Consider the following 16,788-nt stretch of genomic DNA (forward strand, 5'->3'; position numbering starts at 1 on the left):
AAGATGACAGAACGAGATTATTCGACGATAGCCAACACATCTGACTCACTGAGAATCAGATACTCTTTGCCATCAATCTTTTCTGTTTTCACGCCGTATCCATCATTGAAAATGACGTGATCACCGACTTTGAGGTCCATTGACGCGCGGTCACCGTTATCAAGGCGTTTGCCTAAACCCACTGCGATGACTTTTCCGCGCGTGGATTTTTTCTCCGATTGAGAAGTTAGTACGATTCCCCCTTCAGATTTGTTTTCCACTTCTTGTCTTTCAACAATCAGCTTGTCATTTAAAGGACGAATATTCATTGGATTTGCCTCCTACTTAGGACAAAAAATAAAAGACACAATATGAGCGATTCCTTCGCGCTCGATGAAAAAATAGGGTCTCTCATGGCAACTTCAAGGGGGAAGTTCGATAAAAGATTTTTATGAAAGTAGCGAGGACAATAAAAAAGCTCACCGAAGTGAGCTTTAAAACTAGGAAGGAGTGGCGCAATGGCTAAGAAACCGGGATGCCCAATTCGGGATGCCCAATCGGGGATGCCTAATCTCTGCAATGCGAAATGATTATGAAGCCACAGCAAGTTCGACAACAAATTGAGATTTTTGTCGTCTCGAATCAAAGGCTTGTTCCCCAACTGATTGAGAGTCGTTTAGCGCTCAATGTTAGATTAGGGCCAGCAAAATGCCGCCAACGGTTGCCGCCGCGGAAAGATATTGCCCCGCAGAATAAGAGCCGTCTTCCTCTTCTTTGATCTTATCTGGGTGATCCATGCCTAGCGCACCGTGGGCGAAAGACTCTACTTTGTCACCGACGGTTTTTTCCGCTTTGTTGGCTTGGCTCTCTTTCTCAATTTCTTGCAATGCGGCAAGCAATGCTTTCCCTTCCTCTGAAAGGGTTACCGTGTTTTGCTCAACTTTTAAAGGTGCAGCGCCTTTATCTGCAACCGAGGTGTTGGCTTGAGGCTTAACCTGCTGGGTTGGTGCCAGCTTCGCTGACTCCATTCCTACTGGGGTCATAGTGTTCTCCTTACTTCATCCTCAAATAACGTATCGGCAGTGTGGTGTAAAACTTGTGCAAAATATGCGTTATTTGTATGAAAAGCCATCAAGCACAAATCATGCCTATTTATCGGTCGCGAGTGCAGGCGTTCAGCTAAGGTCGGTTAGGGGGCTTCAGTCGGCTGACACTCGTTGCTCCCATGACGTGTCGACATTTTATGAAACGCCGCCATTTGATTTTCCATTTTGACGAAGCGCACAGGTGGGGCTAAGACGTGCAATGGGTAATCCGTGTTGAGAGGCTGAGGTTCGCTGGCGGCATCGATGATAGATGCGATATCAGACATAGGTGTGATAACCACGACAGAGAGGTTGGGGTTGCGCGCGAAAATAGACGCTTTGGTTCCTAGCCCTTGTTCGGTATGAAACTTCCCTGCGACATGAATGACTTGGTGACCTGGGTGGTCATTGAGGTATTGGACGATGCTTTCTGCCATGGTTTCATCCCACGTCATTTGAGCAGCGTACTGTTTTTCGGTTTGGGCTGGCTCGCCATGATGCATTGAGGCCATGAATTTGCGTTTGTATGCGGAGTCCTCGGTGTTGATCTTAGCGGCCACGAGGCGGCGCTCATCGTCGGATAGGCTATCAAGGTAGCGTAAACCGACACGACCCACACAACGTACCGTTGATTTAGGTGCGTTGGCGGCAATGACAGGCCAGTTAAACGTTTTTGCTAGCTCGACTAATGGTCGATAGTCACTTTCATAGTTAGGCCAAGCGTTACCCGATGTGATCAGTGTTTGCTCTCCAATCTCACCGTTAAGGTAGGCGTTGAGATGGGGTTGGGCGTCTCTTGAAAACTGCTCCATCGACAAGGCGGTGTCTCGGCCTTGGCTCGCTATTGCCTTAATAAAATCGGCTTGAAAGCGATGGATAGCGGAATGAGTATGCCATTCACCAATCAAAATAACTTCTGCCTGAGTGAAGGTTTCAGGTAGTGCATTGAGTGACAGGGCTTTTCCCGATGGGTCGTATAGTTGATAGTCATAAAAACTAACGATAGGGGTAGCAGCGCTTGGATCAGAGGCCACTGAGTTTGAACGAGTGGATGGAGAGAGTGACGCTGCGCTGTATGAACAGGCGGTCAGAGTCATACAAGCACTAAAACAAACAAAACGGGTCAATATAAAACGGATCAGCATAAACCGTGGCCTCCTAATGGTCTGCTCGCATACTAAAGGAGGCTCGGGACATTTACAATGCAAATGAGAATTGTTATCTAGTTTGTGCCGGGTTACGCCTGCTTACGATAGATGCGAATCATAAAATCTGCCTCACATTCAAACATAGTGGAGTTTTTCAGTTCGTCACGCAAAGAATCGCTGGCTTTCCAAGCAAATGGGGTCATTTGCAATAGGTCGAACGCATCACCATCGGCGAGGGGGAGGAGGTAGCTGAGCTTTTCTTCCCGCTCAAGGTCGAAGCCTTCAATCGATTCGGCTTCTTCGCTGTGCAGTCGTACATCGTCATAAATTCGCTCTCGCAACTGGTAAAGATGACGTCCTGCTGGCGTGACTGTGATGACCACGCCATTGTCTCGCACGCAGCGTTGCAACTCTTGCGCTTTGCACGGCGCGTAGATGCGTAACACGCCATCGAGTGAGTGGTCGGCAAAGGGTAGGCGGTGGCTTGAAGCAACACTGAAAAGGCAGTTTTGGTAACGTTTCGCGGCATAGCGGATGGCGATTTTGGAAATGTCCAAACCGTATGTGTTTGCTGCTGCGTGTTGTTCGATTAACCGATGTGCTACTTGGGTCGTGTAGTAGCCTTCGCCGCAGCCGATATCAAGCAACTGGTGATCACTACCGACTAAGGCTTCGGCGCATAAGTCGGCAATGCGTTGTCGCAGGGGTTGGTAGTAGGCTTTTTCCAAAAATCGGCGCCGAGCTTGCATCATCTCTTTATTGTCGCCTGGATCTTTTGAACGTTTATGATGTACAGGCATCAGGTTGACGTAGCCTTCTTTCGCGACGTCGAATGAGTGGCGGTTTTCACACGAGTAGCGCTGTTTTTCTTGCGATAAAGGCAGATGACATAAAGGACAGGAGTAAGACATATCGAGCTCTGGGCGATTTCGGGGGCTGCATTTTATCAGCTTAGGCGAGCGAATCCCAGAAATAGGGTAGAGCGCCGCTCTACCCTCAACGATGTGTCACCCAAAGCCGCTACTTGTTCGCGCTGGAGAGTACGGTGACCAGTTGGTGAGTCTCACCTGGTTCAAGGCGTTGACCTGTCTCTAGAGAGGTCGCATGAAGGGTCGACTCGACACACAAAAAGTGCTGATAGCCGCTATCTTGCATGTCGGCCATCGCCGCCGCACCTTGCTGCCAAGGGTTCCAAAGGACAGCTGAATTGTGGCCTTGGTTCTCAACGGTAAGTGTGCGATGAAAGACTGGGTCTTCCACATTGATTTGGGGCTCAGGCTTGGTATAGACGCGATCGATGGTGTCGGTCAACTGTAACACGTCACCGCCTTGGCATACTTTCCCGTCTTGAAGGCTATCGATGTACGCTGCGCCCATACCTGTTGTCTGGACTTGGGTAATATCACCTACGTTGAGGTAGGTATGCAGCGCACCGGAGAAGGTCCATGCTTGATCATCAATATTGATAACCTTGAGGGTGACGCTCAGTGTTTCGCCAATCTCAATCAAAAGTCGGGCCTCAAACATATATGGCCAGATGTCGTGGGTCTCTTCACTTGAGAAAAGGGCCAGCTCAACGATGACACCGTTTTCATTTTCTCGATGCTCGACCAATTCCCATTCGCTCGTACGAGCAAAGCCGTGTGCTGGGGCCGCAATGCGTCCAAACCATGGCCAGCAGACCGGGATGCCACCGCGCAGAGCGGCCTTACCATCAAAGACCGCTTGCTCACTCATCCAAATGAGATCTTCTTGGCCTTGAGGTTTGAATGAAATGACATGACCACCATGCAGGGCAATACCGGCGCTGGCTTTGTCATGGATGATACGAATCACCTTTACTTGGTCGACTTCGACAATCGTGACACTGTCAGACAAGACAGTCAGGGCAGGGAGCGTTAATAAGTCCATGTAAGTTTCCTGTGCCATAGAGAGCAGGCGTGTCGCCATTAATGAGCTCTCAAATTTCAGATACAAAAAAGGCGACTCAAGAGCCGCCTTTTATAAAATTCTGCGCTAAACGCTTATCTCAAAGTGATGATTACTTAGAGATGTGAGCGATTAGGTCTAGAACTTTGTTTGAGTAACCGATTTCGTTGTCGTACCAAGATACAACTTTAACGAATTTGTCAGTTAGCGCGATACCTGCTTTAGCATCGAATACTGAAGTGCAAACTTCGCCGATGAAGTCTTGAGAAACTACTTGGTCTTCAGTGTAGCCTAGAACGCCTTTTAGTTCGCCTTCAGACGCTTCTTTCATCGCTTTACAGATGTCTTCGTAAGAAGCACCGTTTACTAGGTTAACAGTTAGGTCAACAACAGAAACGTTAGCTGTTGGTACGCGGAAAGCCATACCAGTTAGTTTGCCGTTTACTTCTGGAAGTACAACGCCTACAGCTTTAGCAGCACCAGTTGATGATGGGATGATGTTTTGAGAAGCACCACGGCCACCGCGCCAGTCTTTAGCAGAAGGACCGTCAACAGTTTTTTGAGTTGCAGTTGTTGCGTGAACTGTAGTCATAAGACCAGATTCGATACCGAACTTGTCGTTAAGAACTTTAGCGATAGGTGCTAGACAGTTAGTCGTACAAGAAGCGTTAGAAACGATGTCTTGACCAGCGTAAGTGTCGAAGTTTACGCCGTTAACGAACATTGGAGTTGCGTCTTTAGAAGGACCAGTTAGTACAACTTTCTTCGCGCCAGCAGTGATGTGCTTACGTGCAGTCTCGTCAGTTAGGAAAAGACCTGTTGCTTCAGCAACAACGTCAACACCGATTTCGTCCCATTTTAGGTCTTCTGGGTTGCGCTCTGCAGTTACACGTACAGTTTTGCCGTTAACGATTAGGTTACCGCCTTCAACTTCAACAGTACCGTTGAAACGGCCGTGAGTTGAGTCGTACTTCAGCATGTATGCCATGTAATCTACATCGATAAGGTCGTTAATACCTACAACTTCGATGTCGTTGCGCTCTTGCGCTGCACGGAATACGAAACGACCGATACGGCCAAAACCGTTAATACCTACTTTGATAGTCATTATAGTTGCTCCACAACTTAATTTCTGATTAAAGATAACTGGTAGTAAAATTACAAAACCCAGTCAAAATCTGCAACCGATAATCGGACTTAACTTGTTTAATGTCAAAAAAAAGTGTCGCTTTTTTTCACAATTAAACGCGAGTGGTTGTTTTTTGAACGGATAGTGGAGTTTATACCTAACCAGTTGATGTAAAATGCGTTGAAGACTTGAACTGCTGCTTAAAGTTTAGCCATTCTGTTATGGTTTCAAAGTATGTGCTACAAAGGTTAAACTGCGCAAGTTTTTCAACAAAAAAGTCACAAATAAAAATGAGAATGTGGAGAATAAGTCAGTGAAACAACATAGCGAAAAAGTCACCAAGCCTGATGAATACTGGCGTGAGAAGCTATCGGATGAAGAGTATCGAGTATGCAGACAGCAGGGCACTGAGGCACCATTCTCCGGTAAATTGCTGCACAATAAAGAGACGGGAATCTACGCGTGTACCTGTTGTGACGCTCCGCTGTTTCGTTCAGATAACAAATACGATTCCGGTTGTGGCTGGCCAAGTTTCGATGCGCCGATCAATGACGATGCGATTCGTTACTTAGAGGATCTGAGCCACGGAATGGTGCGGACAGAGATTCGCTGTGCACGTTGTGATAGCCATTTAGGTCATGTATTTGAAGATGGACCACAAACCACCGGTGAGCGTTTCTGTGTTAACTCGGTGTCGTTAGTTTTCAACAATTGATGGCAAGGCAGCGTTAAACGCTGTGTGTGTTGTTACTCACTTTCAAATTGAACCCATTCAATTCAAAGTGAGTAACCACTAAAAACCTAAGGCTAATCAAGCCCTTCGAGTTGTTGGCGCTGAAATTTCCCGGCCCGAATCGCATCTTCAATATCGTCTGCAAACGCATCCAACTGACGATATTTGTCCTTATCAAAACCGTACAGCAATTGCAGCTCCTTCTCGGAAGCGATCGGCACATCAAAGGCTTTCGCTACCATCGCCCAAACGTACGCTTGTTCGCGTTGATGGGTTTGATAGTGAATACTGGCAAGTGATTTCAATATTTCAACGTTGACAGGCGAGCGCTTGGTCAGCTCCAACGCGTGCTTAAGCAATGCGATGGTTTTTTCTTGGTCACGACCCGTATAAAACGTGGCTAATGCATATTGCATTTCTGCGCTTTCAAGCTGAGGTGACCCTTCCATTTGAAGAAAGGCGCGGCGGGCAGAATCACTCCCAGTGCGACTCCAGAGAAAGTAGAGGGCTTGTGGGCTGGTGGATTCAGAGAGCTTTTTCACTAGCGCTTCGAGATCCTTACCCGAGTTGACCAGTGCTTCAAAACGCCGCTGTTTCAGGTTGGATTGATCAATGGGTTGGATCTGAGAGGCTAGCTCTAGACACTTTTTATACTCTGACAGCAAATTGTATTCTTTGATGAGATTTGGGTCTGTTGGGTCCTTAAAGACTTCAAAGCGGTGCCAAATGAGATCGGTACGAGGAACGCGACATTGGCCATCATCCATATTCAGGCGTTCGCAACGAAGTTCCGGTGTGTCTTTACACAGTTGGTCGGTATTTTTTCGAACTTCAAAGCAGCCCGTGAGTGTGGCCGCTAGCCCTATCAATACCAGTGTGATAAGTCGATTCATACGAAGTTTGCTTGTGATCCGTTACACTTATTCTTAGCCGTTATCTTGACGCCTTCATTGAGGCGGTTAATGTCAGGGCCTTAACAAAAAACAACAGAAACCAAAGGATACGTCATGGACGCAGAGCAGTTGATTAATTCAATTACACCAAAAGCTTACGAGCGTCTCCTCTATGCAGTTGAGACGGGTAAGTGGCCTGAGGGTACACCACTTTCGCAGCAGCAGCGAGATTCTTGCATGCAAGCTGTGATGTTGTATCAGTCTAAGCATAATGTAGAAGCGCAACATATGACAGTTGCGCAGGGTGGTGAGCTCAGTTTTAAGTCAAAATCTGAGCTAAAAAAACAGTTTCAAGCAGAACAAGACGACATTTTGCGAGTGAACCCGAATAAATCTTAGTCTCTGATTTTATTCGTTATCCGCAGCATTTTTTAAATTTCTTCCCGCTTTGACATGGGCAAGGATCGTTGCGACCAACCTTGGCCTGATTCGCTTGTGGGAATTCTCCATCGATGTAGTACCACAAGCCATTTTCACGGACAAATCGAGATCGCTCTTCAAGGCATAAGGTCTGTGTTGAGCGACCTTGCTCGGCAGAGAAATACGCCTTGAAGGTGACGAAACCCTCATCATGATGCTCGCCCGGCGCGGTGGATACCACTTCAAGGCCGCACCAGTCGCTCGCGATTGAATCTGCGATGGCATCGCGTTCTTTCTCCGCTTCGCACGAAGGGTGATAGGTGGCGACAACAAAATCAACCAGACCTTTGACATGGGCGCTGTAGCGAGCGCGCATGAGTTGCTCTGGTGTATGGGCATTCTGATGATGTTGATGAATCGGCAGGCAGCAAGACTCATAAGTCTGCTGACTTTCACAAGGACATAAAGACATCCAATCTCCGCTTTTTACTTATATCAGGGACAATCAGGGTTAATTAGACAGTAAATCTGCCGTCCATTGTACCGATTCATCGTAGCATTCACTAACGACTTCTTTCTCAAGGCCGAGCTGTTGACAGAGTTCAGCGGCTTCGTCCCATTGTGCGTGTTCATAGGCGATGACAAGCTTGAGCAACACCCCAAGCGTCCCTTCACCATCAGTGAGTGCATGCTTGACGGCTTCATCAATGGGGATTTCCGCCACGATTTGTTCTAACGGTCTGTCGAGTAAACTGTCGAGCAGCGAAAACATACCCGTAAGAAACGCTTGGCCAGAGGCGAGCTTCTCCTCGAGCTTCGCCGCGACTAATTCGCAGTAGCGTGCGCGCTGAATGGACAACCCGTAAAGGTACTCGGGTTTGGAGTCTTGGGAGGAGGCGAGCGCCACCAAGGAGACAAATTTACGCAATCTATCTTCACCCAGGTAAATCAGCGCTTGTTTAAATGACTGAATCTTGGTGCTGACAATCGAAGACGAGTTGACGTGCGTGAGCAATTTATACGAGAGCGAGACGTCTTTACTCACCAAGGTTTCAATCCGCTGATAATCGATGTCGGATTTTGCAATCTCACTGAGCAGTTGCACTATGGTCATGAAGGAAGGTTCGATCGATTTGCGCTGCAAGATCTCGGGTTTACTAAAAAAGTAACCTTGGAAATAGTCAAAACCGGCTTCAAGCGCGTGACTAAACTCCTCATACGTCTCGACTTTCTCTGCTAAAAACTGGATTTTGCTGCCTTGTAACTTGCGAATGAACAGTCGCGCTTTTTCAATCGGGACGACACGGATATCAAATTTGATGATCGAGACATACGGCAAAAAGGCTTTCCATTCAGGGGAAGGCACAAAATCATCCAGCGCAATTTTATAGCCGAGTTTATATATCTCTTTGACCGCCTCGAGTAGCTCGGGCGTCGGCAGGCAGTCTTCCAAAATTTCAACCACTAGGCTCGCCGACGGAAATAGAGTCGGCACGCGATTGATCAAGCTTTGATAAGGGAAATTCACAAAGCCAACTTTGTCACCCAATGTCGAGTAGTGGGTGGACATAAAATGATCAGACAGCAAACGACTCGTTGCCAGCTCAGGGTCGATTTCTGGAAACGTGTTTTTAGGGCCATCACGAAACAGCAGCTCATAGCCAATAGTATGTTTGTGCCGATCTAAGATAGGTTGGCGTGCAATGTATGAGGTTTTCAAAGTAGCAGTCTAATTTCAACGTGTTACCGAACATTGAAATTAAGTATAGGCACAATTTATTGAAAAATCTGGTACTTATTTGTCAATTTGTTGATAGGAATGCGCGATTTTGTAGGTCGTATCCTGTTTTATCAACCACTAAGACCGATCCTTGTGTGTACCAATCCCCTAACACGACGCGATGCAGGGTTTTTCCATTACTGATAAAACGGTGAATATTGGGGCGATGAGTGTGGCCATGAATCATGAGCTCAACATGGTGTTTGTTCATCACGCTCTCCACTTCTTGCTGATTCACATCCATGATCTCAAGGGATTTAGTTTGTTTGTCTGCACTGATGTCTGTTTGTACCTTGGCGACGATCTTCTGCTTGATGAACATCGGGATACGATTGAACACCCATTGTAGCCAAGGCTGATGAACTTTTTTTCGGTACTCAAGATAGCTGACATCGTCAGTGCATAGCGTATCACCGTGTAGAATCACGGTGGGCTGACCATACAAATCAATGACGGTCTCATCCCCGAGTAAGGTGACCCCAGTTTGCTTTGCAAAGCGCTTACCGACCAAAAAATCACGATTCCCCTGAGTAAAATAGCAAGGCACACCAGAGCGTGTTAAGCGGCGAAACTCATCACGAATAGTTTGCGCGAATTCAGACTTATCGTCATCTCCCACCCAAAATTCGAACAAATCACCCAAGACATATAAGGCGTCGGCTTGGCTGGCTTCTTCGCGCATAAAGCGAATAAAACACGCGGTGATCTCGTGCGTTGAAGGGGAGAGATGCAGATCGGAAATAAACAGAGTGGTCATAAAGTAATCAGAGTTCAGGCTAGCCCAGTGGGCTGAAAGGGTAGGGCAAAACAATCACAGGTTTAGGGTAAAGGCGCCCAATATAGGAAAAAAAGAGCTGCATTAGGCAGCTCCTCTCTGGATAGATTATTCTTCGATCGTTGTGCCAGTGATCACAACATCTTCAAGCGGTACATCTTGGTGCATGCCGTAAGAACCCGTGCTGACACCTTTGATCTGGTTAACAACGTCCATGCCTTCAACGACTTCAGCGAAGACACAGTAACCCCAACCGTCAAGACTTTCACTGCGGAAGTCTAGGAAGGTGTTGTTGTTTACGTTGATGAAGAACTGAGAGCTTGCAGAGTGTGGCTCCATGGTACGTGCCATTGCTAGTGTACCCACTTTGTTGCTTAGGCCGTTGTTTGCTTCATTCTTGATAGGAGCACGAGTAGCCTTTTCGCGAAGACCAGACTCCATGCCACCGCCTTGAATCATGAAACCGTCGATAACGCGGTGAAATAGCGTGTTATCGTAGAAACCGTCGCGGCAGTATTGAAGGAAGTTTGCGCTGGTTTCCGGTGCTTTCTCTTCGTTTAGCTGAATTTTGATGTCACCAAAATTAGTGTGAAGGGTGATCATGATTATGTCCTTTCGGTCGATTTTCTATGTGAAGGCAAGATTCTAACGTAAGTTTTACGACTTTCCTACGTCCAAAGTCAGTCGTGTTGTTCACGTACTGGCCCTTTGTCACAAGGATAGTCGGTTTTTCGCCGAGTTAGGGATGACTTCGCCAAGCAGGACTTGATATACTGCCCCACTATTTTGTTTCACTCATTTATTAGATAGAGATCATGTTAAAGATATATAACACACTCACAAGACAGAAAGAGGAATTCAAACCCATCACCGCTGGCAAAGTCGGCATGTATGTCTGTGGCGTCACCATCTACGATCTCTGTCATATCGGTCATGGCCGTACGTTTGTGTCTTTTGATGTGGTCTCACGTTACCTGCGCTACCTAGGCTACGATCTCACGTTCGTGCGCAACATTACCGACATTGATGACAAAATCATCAAACGTGCAAACGAAAACGGTGAGAGCTGTGATGCGCTGACAGAACGTCTTATCGGTGAGATGTACGCTGACTTTGATGCTTTGAATATGAAGCGCCCAGATGTTGAACCTCGCGCGACACAATTTATCCCTGAAATCATCGCCTTGGTTGAAAAACTGATCGAGCGTGGTTTTGCCTATGTAGCCGATAATGGCGACGTGATGTTTGAAGTGGGCAAATTTGACGAATACGGTAAGTTGTCAAAACAGGATTTGGATCAGCTGCAAGCCGGTGCGCGCGTTGATGTGGAAAGTGCAAAACGTAGCCCGCTTGATTTCGTGTTGTGGAAAATGTCGAAGCCGGGTGAGCCAACGTGGGAGTCACCATGGGGCCCGGGCCGTCCTGGCTGGCACATTGAGTGTTCGGCAATGAACTCGTCGATCTTGGGCAATCACTTTGACATTCACGGTGGTGGTTCCGATCTGCAGTTCCCACACCATGAAAATGAAATCGCACAATCTTGCTGTGCACACGGGACACAATACGTGAACACCTGGATGCACAGTGGTATGGTCATGGTCGACAAAGAAAAAATGTCCAAGTCACTGGGTAACTTCTTTACTATCCGTGATGTGTTGGGGCATTACGATGCAGAAACTGTGCGTTACTTCTTGATGTCTGGTCACTACCGCAGTCAGTTGAACTACAGCGAAGAGAACCTCAACCAAGCGCGTGCGTCGCTAGAGCGTTTGTACACAGCGCTACGTGGCTTGGATCTGTCGGCCTCCGCATCGGGTGGGCAGCAGTACATCACTCGCTTTACCGAAGCGATGAACGACGATTTCAATACGCCGGAAGCCTATTCAGTGCTCTTTGATATGGCGCGTGACATCAACCGCTTGAAGAACGAAGACATCAATGCCGCGAACGGTTTAGGTGTGTTGATGCGCGAATTGGCAGATATCATCGGCATTCTTGGTCAAGATCCCGAAGCTTTCCTAAAAGGCGACGCGGGCAATGACGACGAAGTGGCCGAGATTGAAGCGCTTATCAAACTGCGTAACGACAGTCGCGCCGCTAAAGATTGGGCAAACGCGGACATGGCGCGAGACAAACTGACTGAGATGGGTATCGTTTTGGAAGATGGCCCAGAAGGGACCACCTGGCGTCGTAAATAATTTTAACTTAAGGGCTGACTTTTCAGCCCTTTTTGTCATTTTAATCGGCCGCATTGAGTACGCTCATGTTGCCCCTTTTGCTACAGGTAACCTTTCGTGGCTCAGATGTACTTCTACTACTCTGCGATGAATGCAGGGAAATCCACCACACTACTTCAATCGTCTTTTAACTATCAAGAGCGTGGTATGACGCCGGTGATTTTTACCGCAGCGTTAGATGACCGTTACGGCATCGGTAAAGTCAGCTCTCGTATCGGCTTGCAATCTGACGCGCAGCTGTTTCGCGCTGAGACGGATCTCTTTGCAGAGATCAAAGCGCTGAACGAACAACAAAAGCGTCACTGTATCTTGGTCGATGAATGTCAGTTTCTCACTAAAGAGCAAGTTTACCAGTTGACCGAAGTGGTGGATAAACTGCATATTCCTGTGCTCTGTTATGGTCTAAGAACCGATTTTCTTGGTGAGCTGTTTGAAGGAAGTAAGTATTTACTTTCTTGGGCAGATAAGCTGATTGAACTGAAAACGATTTGTCACTGTGGAAGAAAAGCTAACATGGTGATTCGCACCGATGAAGAGGGTAACGCCATCGCTCACGGTGATCAGGTGGCCATCGGGGGCAACGACAAATACGTGTCGGTGTGTCGTGAGCACTACAAAGAAGCGCTGGGTAAATAAAGTTTTCCAGCGATTTGACAACAAAAAAGCGGAGCTAAGCTCCGCTTTTTTGTTGGTGTCTGATAATCAAAGATTAACGAGCACGGAAGACGATGCGACCTTTTGATAGATCGTATGGAGTCATCTCTACAGTTACTTTGTCACCAGTAAGAATACGGATGTAGTTCTTACGCATTTTACCAGAGATGTGAGCAGTCACGACGTGGCCGTTTTCTAGTTCAACACGGAACATTGTGTTTGGTAGAGTATCAAGGACCGTGCCTTGCATCTCAATTACGTCTTCTTTAGCCATTTAATCCTCTTTTAAAAAAATGGGCGATTTTCAGCGGCGAGAAAGGCCGATAAAAATGAATTAAGTAAAGTTGGGGCGTATTCTACCCTTGCCAACGCTGATTTACTAGCCTTTGATGACGAGCAAATCGGACTTTATAGTTCATAGCCGGGCATTCATCGATTTGATAGCCAAGATAGAGCCACTGTTTTCCAGCATGCTGACAATAGGTGATTTGCAGCAAGACCGCTAAGGTGCCTAAGGATAAATCGATGTCTGGGTCGAAGAAGGTATAAAATGCACTGGCACTATTGGAGAGAATATCGGTGACCGCGACCGCAATTAAACGCTCGCCATCATAGAGGTGTAAGTATTGGGTGTTGAGCCAGTTGCAACGTGAAAATTGAGCAAACTCGTTTTTCTTCGGCGGATACATACTGCCTTGGTGGTGACGAGCGATGATGTAGCGTGAGTAGAGATCAAACCAATCCTCATCTAAGGTCTCTTTGAGTTGCCAAGTCAGATGGCGTGATTTGGCCAAGAGACGCTTTTGACTCTTGCTTGGTACGAAGTCGGGCAGTGATACTCGCAGGGCCTGACAAGATTGGCAATGGTCACAGTGCGGTTTGTAGATGGTGTCGCCGCTACGGCGAAACCCATTGGCCAACAGCACCTCGTAACTGGAAGCGCTGTGCATTTTGGGGTCGAGTGCAACGGCCACGCGCTCTTGCCTCTCCTTGAGGTAACTGCATGGGTGACTGTCGGTTAATCCAATTCGAATCTGCTGTAAATCAGAGCTCATTCACGTTCTCTATTCATCGGCTAAGGTTTGCTGAGCAAAACAGCCTAGTTTGACGCTTTGTGCTTTTAATAATAGCAGTTGTTGCATAAAGTCCTCTCTTTCTATCTCCTCTGCGCCCAATGAGTCAAGGTGCGGATTCATCACCTGGCAGTCAATGAGCTGACCATCATGACGGGCAAAGTGACGACAAAAATACCAAAGCGCCACTTTGGAGGCGTTGGGTTTGAGGCTAAACATCGACTCACCACAAAACAGTTGGCCGACGCTGACGCCATAGAGACCGCCAATCAAGGTTTCGTCTTGCCACACTTCGACCGAATGAACGCGCCCTTTCTTCGCCAACCTCTTATACGTGTCACGCATCTCTTCGTTCAACCATGTCTCATCGGCAGGGCGAACACTGGCGCAATAGTCGATCACTTGTGCGGTCGCCTTGTTTATACTCACAGAGTAACGCTGTTTTTTTTGAAACTTCTTGAGACTTTTTGCCGGGGCAAAGGTCTTAGGATAAAAGACCGCCCTCGGTGCTGGGCTCCACCACAAGATGGGTTCACCTGGCCCAAACCAGGGGAAGATGCCGTGCTGATAAGCCAGTTCAACGCGCTCTGGTGAGAGATCGCCGCCAAAGGCGAGTAGGCCGTTGGGCTCTTCTAACGCCTCAAATGGAGACGGAAAGCTCAGCGTTTGTGGGTCTAACTCAGTCAAATATATCGTCATAATCGAAGAGGACGTGAGATGAAAAAGTGGACTTGGATCTTATTGATTTTTCCTCTGTTTGCCAATGCTGCTTATCAGAGAAATGTTGCCAGACCTGTGAACGAAGTGGTGTTTGGCGCAGTGGATACCGTGCGCTACATCAGTCAAGAAGAAACCGTTCAGTCGCGCGAGAATGGCTGGGAAACCTTGTTAGGTGCCGTTATTGGTGGTGTGGTCGGCAATCAGTTTGGTGATGGTACCGGGAGAGAGGTGGCAACGGCGGTAGGCGCCGTCGCGGGAGCCAGTGTGGCAAGGCATCGTGCCAATCAAACCTATAAAGTGGAATATAAACTGGTTGAGCTGTTGATTGAAACCGACAGCGGCCAATTGGTGGATGTGATTCAAGATGTGGACCCCAACATGCTATTTAGTCGCGGGGATAAAGTCAGGATTTTGTATTTTGACAATGGCGTTCGAGTGGATAAGACCTATTGATGGAGTCACGCAGGCACTCAATCGTATTTGTACGTGACTTAGCTCTGGTTTTAACCGGGGATTTTAGTTAGTCTGCCAGTACGAAGAATTTTTCATTGCCCTCAATAGGAATGAGGGTGATAAAGGAACAACTCACTGAATGGAAAGCCTTACGTTACAACCGATCAATAAAGTCAATGGTGAGGTCAACTTACCTGGTTCAAAAAGTGTCTCAAATCGTGCGCTGCTGCTCGCTGCGCTAGCAAAAGGGACAACACGCCTGACAAACTTACTCCATAGCGACGATATTCGCCATATGCTTAATGCCCTGACGCAACTGGGCGTCAGCTACACCTTATCGGACGATAAAACGGTCTGTGAGGTGGAAGGGCTCGGTCACGCATTTCATAGCGAGAACGCACTTGAGCTCTTTTTGGGCAATGCTGGCACGGCGATGCGCCCATTGGCTGCGGCGCTCTGCCTTGGCACTGGCGACTATGTGCTGACTGGCGAGCCGCGCATGAAAGAGCGCCCGATTGGTCACTTAGTGGACGCGCTGCGTCAAGCTGGTGCGGAGATCACCTATCTGGAAAACCCTAACTATCCACCGCTGAAAATTCAAGGCACGGGGCTTTCTGGTGGTACCGTTGAAATTGACGGCTCCATCTCGAGTCAGTTTTTGACCGCATTCCTTATGGCAGCACCGCTGGCGAAAGGGGATGTGGCGATCAAAATCATTGGTGAGTTAGTCTCAAAGCCTTACATCGATATCACTCTGCACATCATGAAGCAGTTTGGTGTTGAAGTAGAGAACCGCGACTACCAAGAATTTGTGATCCAGAGTGGCCAATCTTATCTCGCCCCGGGTGATTTTCTGGTTGAAGGTGATGCCTCTTCCGCGTCTTACTTCTTGGCTGCCGCCGCGATTAAAGGCGGAGAGATCAAAGTCACCGGCATTGGCAAAAACAGTATCCAGGGCGATATTCAATTTGCTGATGCTCTTGAAAAAATGGGCGCTCAGATTGAGTGGGGGGATGACTACGTCATATCACGCGTGGGCGAGCTTAAAGCGGTAGATATGGATTTCAACCATATTCCCGATGCGGCGATGACCATCGCCACCACCGCGCTGTTTGCAAAAGGGACAACCGCGATACGCAATGTTTATAACTGGCGCGTGAAAGAGACAGATCGCCTATCGGCGATGGCAACGGAGCTGCGTAAAGTCGGTGCAGAGGTGGAAGAGGGTGAGGATTACCTTATCGTGACGCCGCCAGCAACGCTGACACACGCTGCGATCGATACCTACGATGATCACCGTATGGCCATGTGCTTTTCGTTGGTTGCACTGAGCGATACGCCAGTGACGATTAATGATCCCAAGTGCACCTCTAAAACCTTCCCAGACTACTTCGAAAAATTGGCGGCGCTGAGCTGCTAACGAAGGTGAATGGATTAAAGCCAAGGCAAAAGTCCTTGGCTTTTTTTGGGGCGAGAGAGGGGCTATCGCTCGGTTATTTTGCGAGTGTAAACTCTTTAGACAGGTGATGAGCGAGGTATTTAAACATGTTGAATACGGCGGTCGTCTCTTGGGTAGGTAGGCCATTGTCATCAAGAAAGTAGTCACCTTTGAATACCAATACGTCCTCTTTTTCTTCTACGCTAGTCGCTCGCATCCCTTCGATATAGTCATCATGTTCTTGGATGATGTGATTGGCGATCATCAATAATTCCGCTTCTGAGATGGTCTTTTTATCGCTCATGGGGTTACCTCTTTGATATTGATAGCCGAATTCTAAGC

At 47.7% G+C, this 16,788-nt stretch carries 21 protein-coding genes; 6 read left to right on the forward strand and 15 right to left on the reverse strand.

Going from position 1 to position 16,788, the window contains the following annotated elements; translation table 11 throughout:
- Nucleotides 1-17: 17 nt before the first annotated feature.
- The 6 genes from AC6R03_RS13705 to gap all read right to left on the reverse strand — a co-directional run bounded on the left by AC6R03_RS13705 (nt 18) and on the right by gap (nt 5,249).
- Nucleotides 18-308 (reverse strand): co-chaperone GroES, encoded by a 291-nt coding sequence (locus tag AC6R03_RS13705; RefSeq protein WP_500631900.1) that lies wholly within the window; start codon nt 306-308, stop codon nt 18-20.
- Between the two features lie 360 nt (nt 309-668).
- Complete coding sequence (locus tag AC6R03_RS13710; protein ID WP_500629099.1) at nt 669-1,022, reverse strand: hypothetical protein; 354 nt, start codon at nt 1,020-1,022, stop codon at nt 669-671.
- Between the two features lie 146 nt (nt 1,023-1,168).
- Nucleotides 1,169-2,161: a ChaN family lipoprotein gene (locus tag AC6R03_RS13715; protein WP_500631901.1), complete on the reverse strand. Its 993-nt coding sequence runs from the start codon at nt 2,159-2,161 to the stop codon at nt 1,169-1,171.
- Nucleotides 2,162-2,301: 140 nt separating this feature from the next.
- Nucleotides 2,302-3,123 carry a 23S rRNA (guanine(745)-N(1))-methyltransferase gene (rlmA, locus tag AC6R03_RS13720; RefSeq protein ID WP_500625803.1) on the reverse strand — a complete coding sequence of 274 codons (822 nt, stop codon included), beginning with the start codon at nt 3,121-3,123 and terminating at the stop codon, nt 2,302-2,304.
- Nucleotides 3,124-3,232: 109 nt separating this feature from the next.
- Nucleotides 3,233-4,123: a D-hexose-6-phosphate mutarotase gene (locus AC6R03_RS13725; RefSeq protein ID WP_500631902.1), complete on the reverse strand. Its 891-nt coding sequence runs from the start codon at nt 4,121-4,123 to the stop codon at nt 3,233-3,235.
- Nucleotides 4,124-4,253: 130 nt separating this feature from the next.
- Nucleotides 4,254-5,249 (reverse strand): type I glyceraldehyde-3-phosphate dehydrogenase, encoded by a 996-nt coding sequence (gene gap / locus AC6R03_RS13730; protein WP_334551052.1) that lies wholly within the window; start codon nt 5,247-5,249, stop codon nt 4,254-4,256.
- A gap of 334 nt (nt 5,250-5,583) precedes the next feature.
- On the opposite strand from gap, the gene msrB reads away from it, so the two are divergent.
- On the forward strand, nt 5,584-5,985 hold the full coding sequence (msrB, locus tag AC6R03_RS13735; RefSeq protein ID WP_334551050.1) for a peptide-methionine (R)-S-oxide reductase MsrB: 402 nt from the start codon (nt 5,584-5,586) through the stop codon (nt 5,983-5,985).
- Nucleotides 5,986-6,077: 92 nt separating this feature from the next.
- Here the strand turns inward: msrB and AC6R03_RS13740 are convergent, their stop codons facing one another.
- Entirely contained in the window at nt 6,078-6,896 is an 819-nt protein-coding gene (locus AC6R03_RS13740) for a DUF2989 domain-containing protein (RefSeq protein WP_500631903.1), read from the reverse strand.
- A 114-nt stretch (nt 6,897-7,010) separates the two neighbouring features.
- On the opposite strand from AC6R03_RS13740, the gene AC6R03_RS13745 reads away from it, so the two are divergent.
- Nucleotides 7,011-7,295 carry a YeaC family protein gene (locus AC6R03_RS13745; protein WP_500631904.1) on the forward strand — a complete coding sequence of 95 codons (285 nt, stop codon included), beginning with the start codon at nt 7,011-7,013 and terminating at the stop codon, nt 7,293-7,295.
- 16 nt (nt 7,296-7,311) lie between these two features.
- On the opposite strand, the gene AC6R03_RS13750 is transcribed toward AC6R03_RS13745, so the two are convergent.
- The 4 genes from AC6R03_RS13750 to AC6R03_RS13765 all read right to left on the reverse strand — a co-directional run bounded on the left by AC6R03_RS13750 (nt 7,312) and on the right by AC6R03_RS13765 (nt 10,474).
- Nucleotides 7,312-7,788, reverse strand: coding sequence for a YchJ family metal-binding protein (locus AC6R03_RS13750; RefSeq protein WP_500629095.1), 477 nt, complete (start codon nt 7,786-7,788; stop codon nt 7,312-7,314).
- A gap of 39 nt (nt 7,789-7,827) precedes the next feature.
- Entirely contained in the window at nt 7,828-9,036 is a 1,209-nt protein-coding gene (locus AC6R03_RS13755) for an EAL and HDOD domain-containing protein (protein ID WP_500631905.1), read from the reverse strand.
- A gap of 82 nt (nt 9,037-9,118) precedes the next feature.
- Nucleotides 9,119-9,853: a UDP-2,3-diacylglucosamine diphosphatase gene (gene lpxH / locus AC6R03_RS13760; protein WP_500625808.1), complete on the reverse strand. Its 735-nt coding sequence runs from the start codon at nt 9,851-9,853 to the stop codon at nt 9,119-9,121.
- Nucleotides 9,854-9,979: 126 nt separating this feature from the next.
- Entirely contained in the window at nt 9,980-10,474 is a 495-nt protein-coding gene (locus tag AC6R03_RS13765) for a peptidylprolyl isomerase (protein WP_334551042.1), read from the reverse strand.
- A gap of 212 nt (nt 10,475-10,686) precedes the next feature.
- Here AC6R03_RS13765 and cysS point away from each other — a divergent pair, with 212 nt between their 5' ends.
- Complete coding sequence (gene cysS / locus AC6R03_RS13770) at nt 10,687-12,069, forward strand: cysteine--tRNA ligase (RefSeq protein WP_500629093.1); 1,383 nt, start codon at nt 10,687-10,689, stop codon at nt 12,067-12,069.
- Between the two features lie 96 nt (nt 12,070-12,165).
- Complete coding sequence (locus AC6R03_RS13775; RefSeq protein WP_500625810.1) at nt 12,166-12,744, forward strand: thymidine kinase; 579 nt, start codon at nt 12,166-12,168, stop codon at nt 12,742-12,744.
- A 73-nt stretch (nt 12,745-12,817) separates the two neighbouring features.
- On the opposite strand, the gene infA is transcribed toward AC6R03_RS13775, so the two are convergent.
- The 3 genes from infA to aat form a co-directional block, all read right to left on the reverse strand.
- Entirely contained in the window at nt 12,818-13,036 is a 219-nt protein-coding gene (gene infA / locus AC6R03_RS13780) for a translation initiation factor IF-1 (RefSeq protein WP_001040192.1), read from the reverse strand.
- 82 nt (nt 13,037-13,118) lie between these two features.
- Nucleotides 13,119-13,817, reverse strand: coding sequence for an arginyltransferase (locus AC6R03_RS13785; protein ID WP_334551038.1), 699 nt, complete (start codon nt 13,815-13,817; stop codon nt 13,119-13,121).
- A 9-nt stretch (nt 13,818-13,826) separates the two neighbouring features.
- Nucleotides 13,827-14,534, reverse strand: coding sequence for a leucyl/phenylalanyl-tRNA--protein transferase (aat, locus tag AC6R03_RS13790; protein ID WP_500629091.1), 708 nt, complete (start codon nt 14,532-14,534; stop codon nt 13,827-13,829).
- Between the two features lie 18 nt (nt 14,535-14,552).
- Here aat and AC6R03_RS13795 point away from each other — a divergent pair, with 18 nt between their 5' ends.
- Nucleotides 14,553-15,008, forward strand: coding sequence for an outer membrane lipoprotein (locus AC6R03_RS13795; RefSeq protein ID WP_500625813.1), 456 nt, complete (start codon nt 14,553-14,555; stop codon nt 15,006-15,008).
- A gap of 139 nt (nt 15,009-15,147) precedes the next feature.
- A complete protein-coding gene (aroA, locus tag AC6R03_RS13800; RefSeq protein ID WP_500631906.1) occupies nt 15,148-16,428 on the forward strand; it encodes a 3-phosphoshikimate 1-carboxyvinyltransferase in 1,281 nt (426 codons plus the stop codon).
- Nucleotides 16,429-16,501: 73 nt separating this feature from the next.
- Here aroA and AC6R03_RS13805 read toward each other — a convergent pair whose 3' ends face one another.
- A complete protein-coding gene (locus tag AC6R03_RS13805) occupies nt 16,502-16,750 on the reverse strand; it encodes a YciN family protein (protein ID WP_334551034.1) in 249 nt (82 codons plus the stop codon).
- Nucleotides 16,751-16,788 lie beyond the last annotated feature (38 nt).

The sequence above is a fragment of the Vibrio sp. R10-SG-ISO4 genome (genome assembly GCF_059834135.1).

Coding starts and splice junctions, on each gene's coding strand:
- AC6R03_RS13785 (WP_334551038.1), bottom strand. CDS start 13,817: ATGAGCTCTGATTTACAGCAGATTCGAATTGGATTAACCGACAGTCAC.
- AC6R03_RS13765 (WP_334551042.1), bottom strand. CDS start 10,474: ATGATCACCCTTCACACTAATTTTGGTGACATCAAAATTCAGCTAAAC.
- aat (WP_500629091.1), bottom strand. CDS start 14,534: ATGACGATATATTTGACTGAGTTAGACCCACAAACGCTGAGCTTTCCG.
- AC6R03_RS13795 (WP_500625813.1), top strand. CDS start 14,553: ATGAAAAAGTGGACTTGGATCTTATTGATTTTTCCTCTGTTTGCCAAT.
- infA (WP_001040192.1), bottom strand. CDS start 13,036: ATGGCTAAAGAAGACGTAATTGAGATGCAAGGCACGGTCCTTGATACT.
- AC6R03_RS13745 (WP_500631904.1), top strand. CDS start 7,011: ATGGACGCAGAGCAGTTGATTAATTCAATTACACCAAAAGCTTACGAG.
- AC6R03_RS13715 (WP_500631901.1), bottom strand. CDS start 2,161: ATGACTCTGACCGCCTGTTCATACAGCGCAGCGTCACTCTCTCCATCC.
- cysS (WP_500629093.1), top strand. CDS start 10,687: ATGTTAAAGATATATAACACACTCACAAGACAGAAAGAGGAATTCAAA.
- gap (WP_334551052.1), bottom strand. CDS start 5,249: ATGACTATCAAAGTAGGTATTAACGGTTTTGGCCGTATCGGTCGTTTC.
- AC6R03_RS13805 (WP_334551034.1), bottom strand. CDS start 16,750: ATGAGCGATAAAAAGACCATCTCAGAAGCGGAATTATTGATGATCGCC.
- AC6R03_RS13725 (WP_500631902.1), bottom strand. CDS start 4,123: ATGGACTTATTAACGCTCCCTGCCCTGACTGTCTTGTCTGACAGTGTC.
- AC6R03_RS13705 (WP_500631900.1), bottom strand. CDS start 308: ATGAATATTCGTCCTTTAAATGACAAGCTGATTGTTGAAAGACAAGAA.
- rlmA (WP_500625803.1), bottom strand. CDS start 3,123: ATGTCTTACTCCTGTCCTTTATGTCATCTGCCTTTATCGCAAGAAAAA.
- AC6R03_RS13710 (WP_500629099.1), bottom strand. CDS start 1,022: ATGACCCCAGTAGGAATGGAGTCAGCGAAGCTGGCACCAACCCAGCAG.
- aroA (WP_500631906.1), top strand. CDS start 15,148: ATGGAAAGCCTTACGTTACAACCGATCAATAAAGTCAATGGTGAGGTC.
- AC6R03_RS13750 (WP_500629095.1), bottom strand. CDS start 7,788: ATGTCTTTATGTCCTTGTGAAAGTCAGCAGACTTATGAGTCTTGCTGC.
- AC6R03_RS13740 (WP_500631903.1), bottom strand. CDS start 6,896: ATGAATCGACTTATCACACTGGTATTGATAGGGCTAGCGGCCACACTC.
- lpxH (WP_500625808.1), bottom strand. CDS start 9,853: ATGACCACTCTGTTTATTTCCGATCTGCATCTCTCCCCTTCAACGCAC.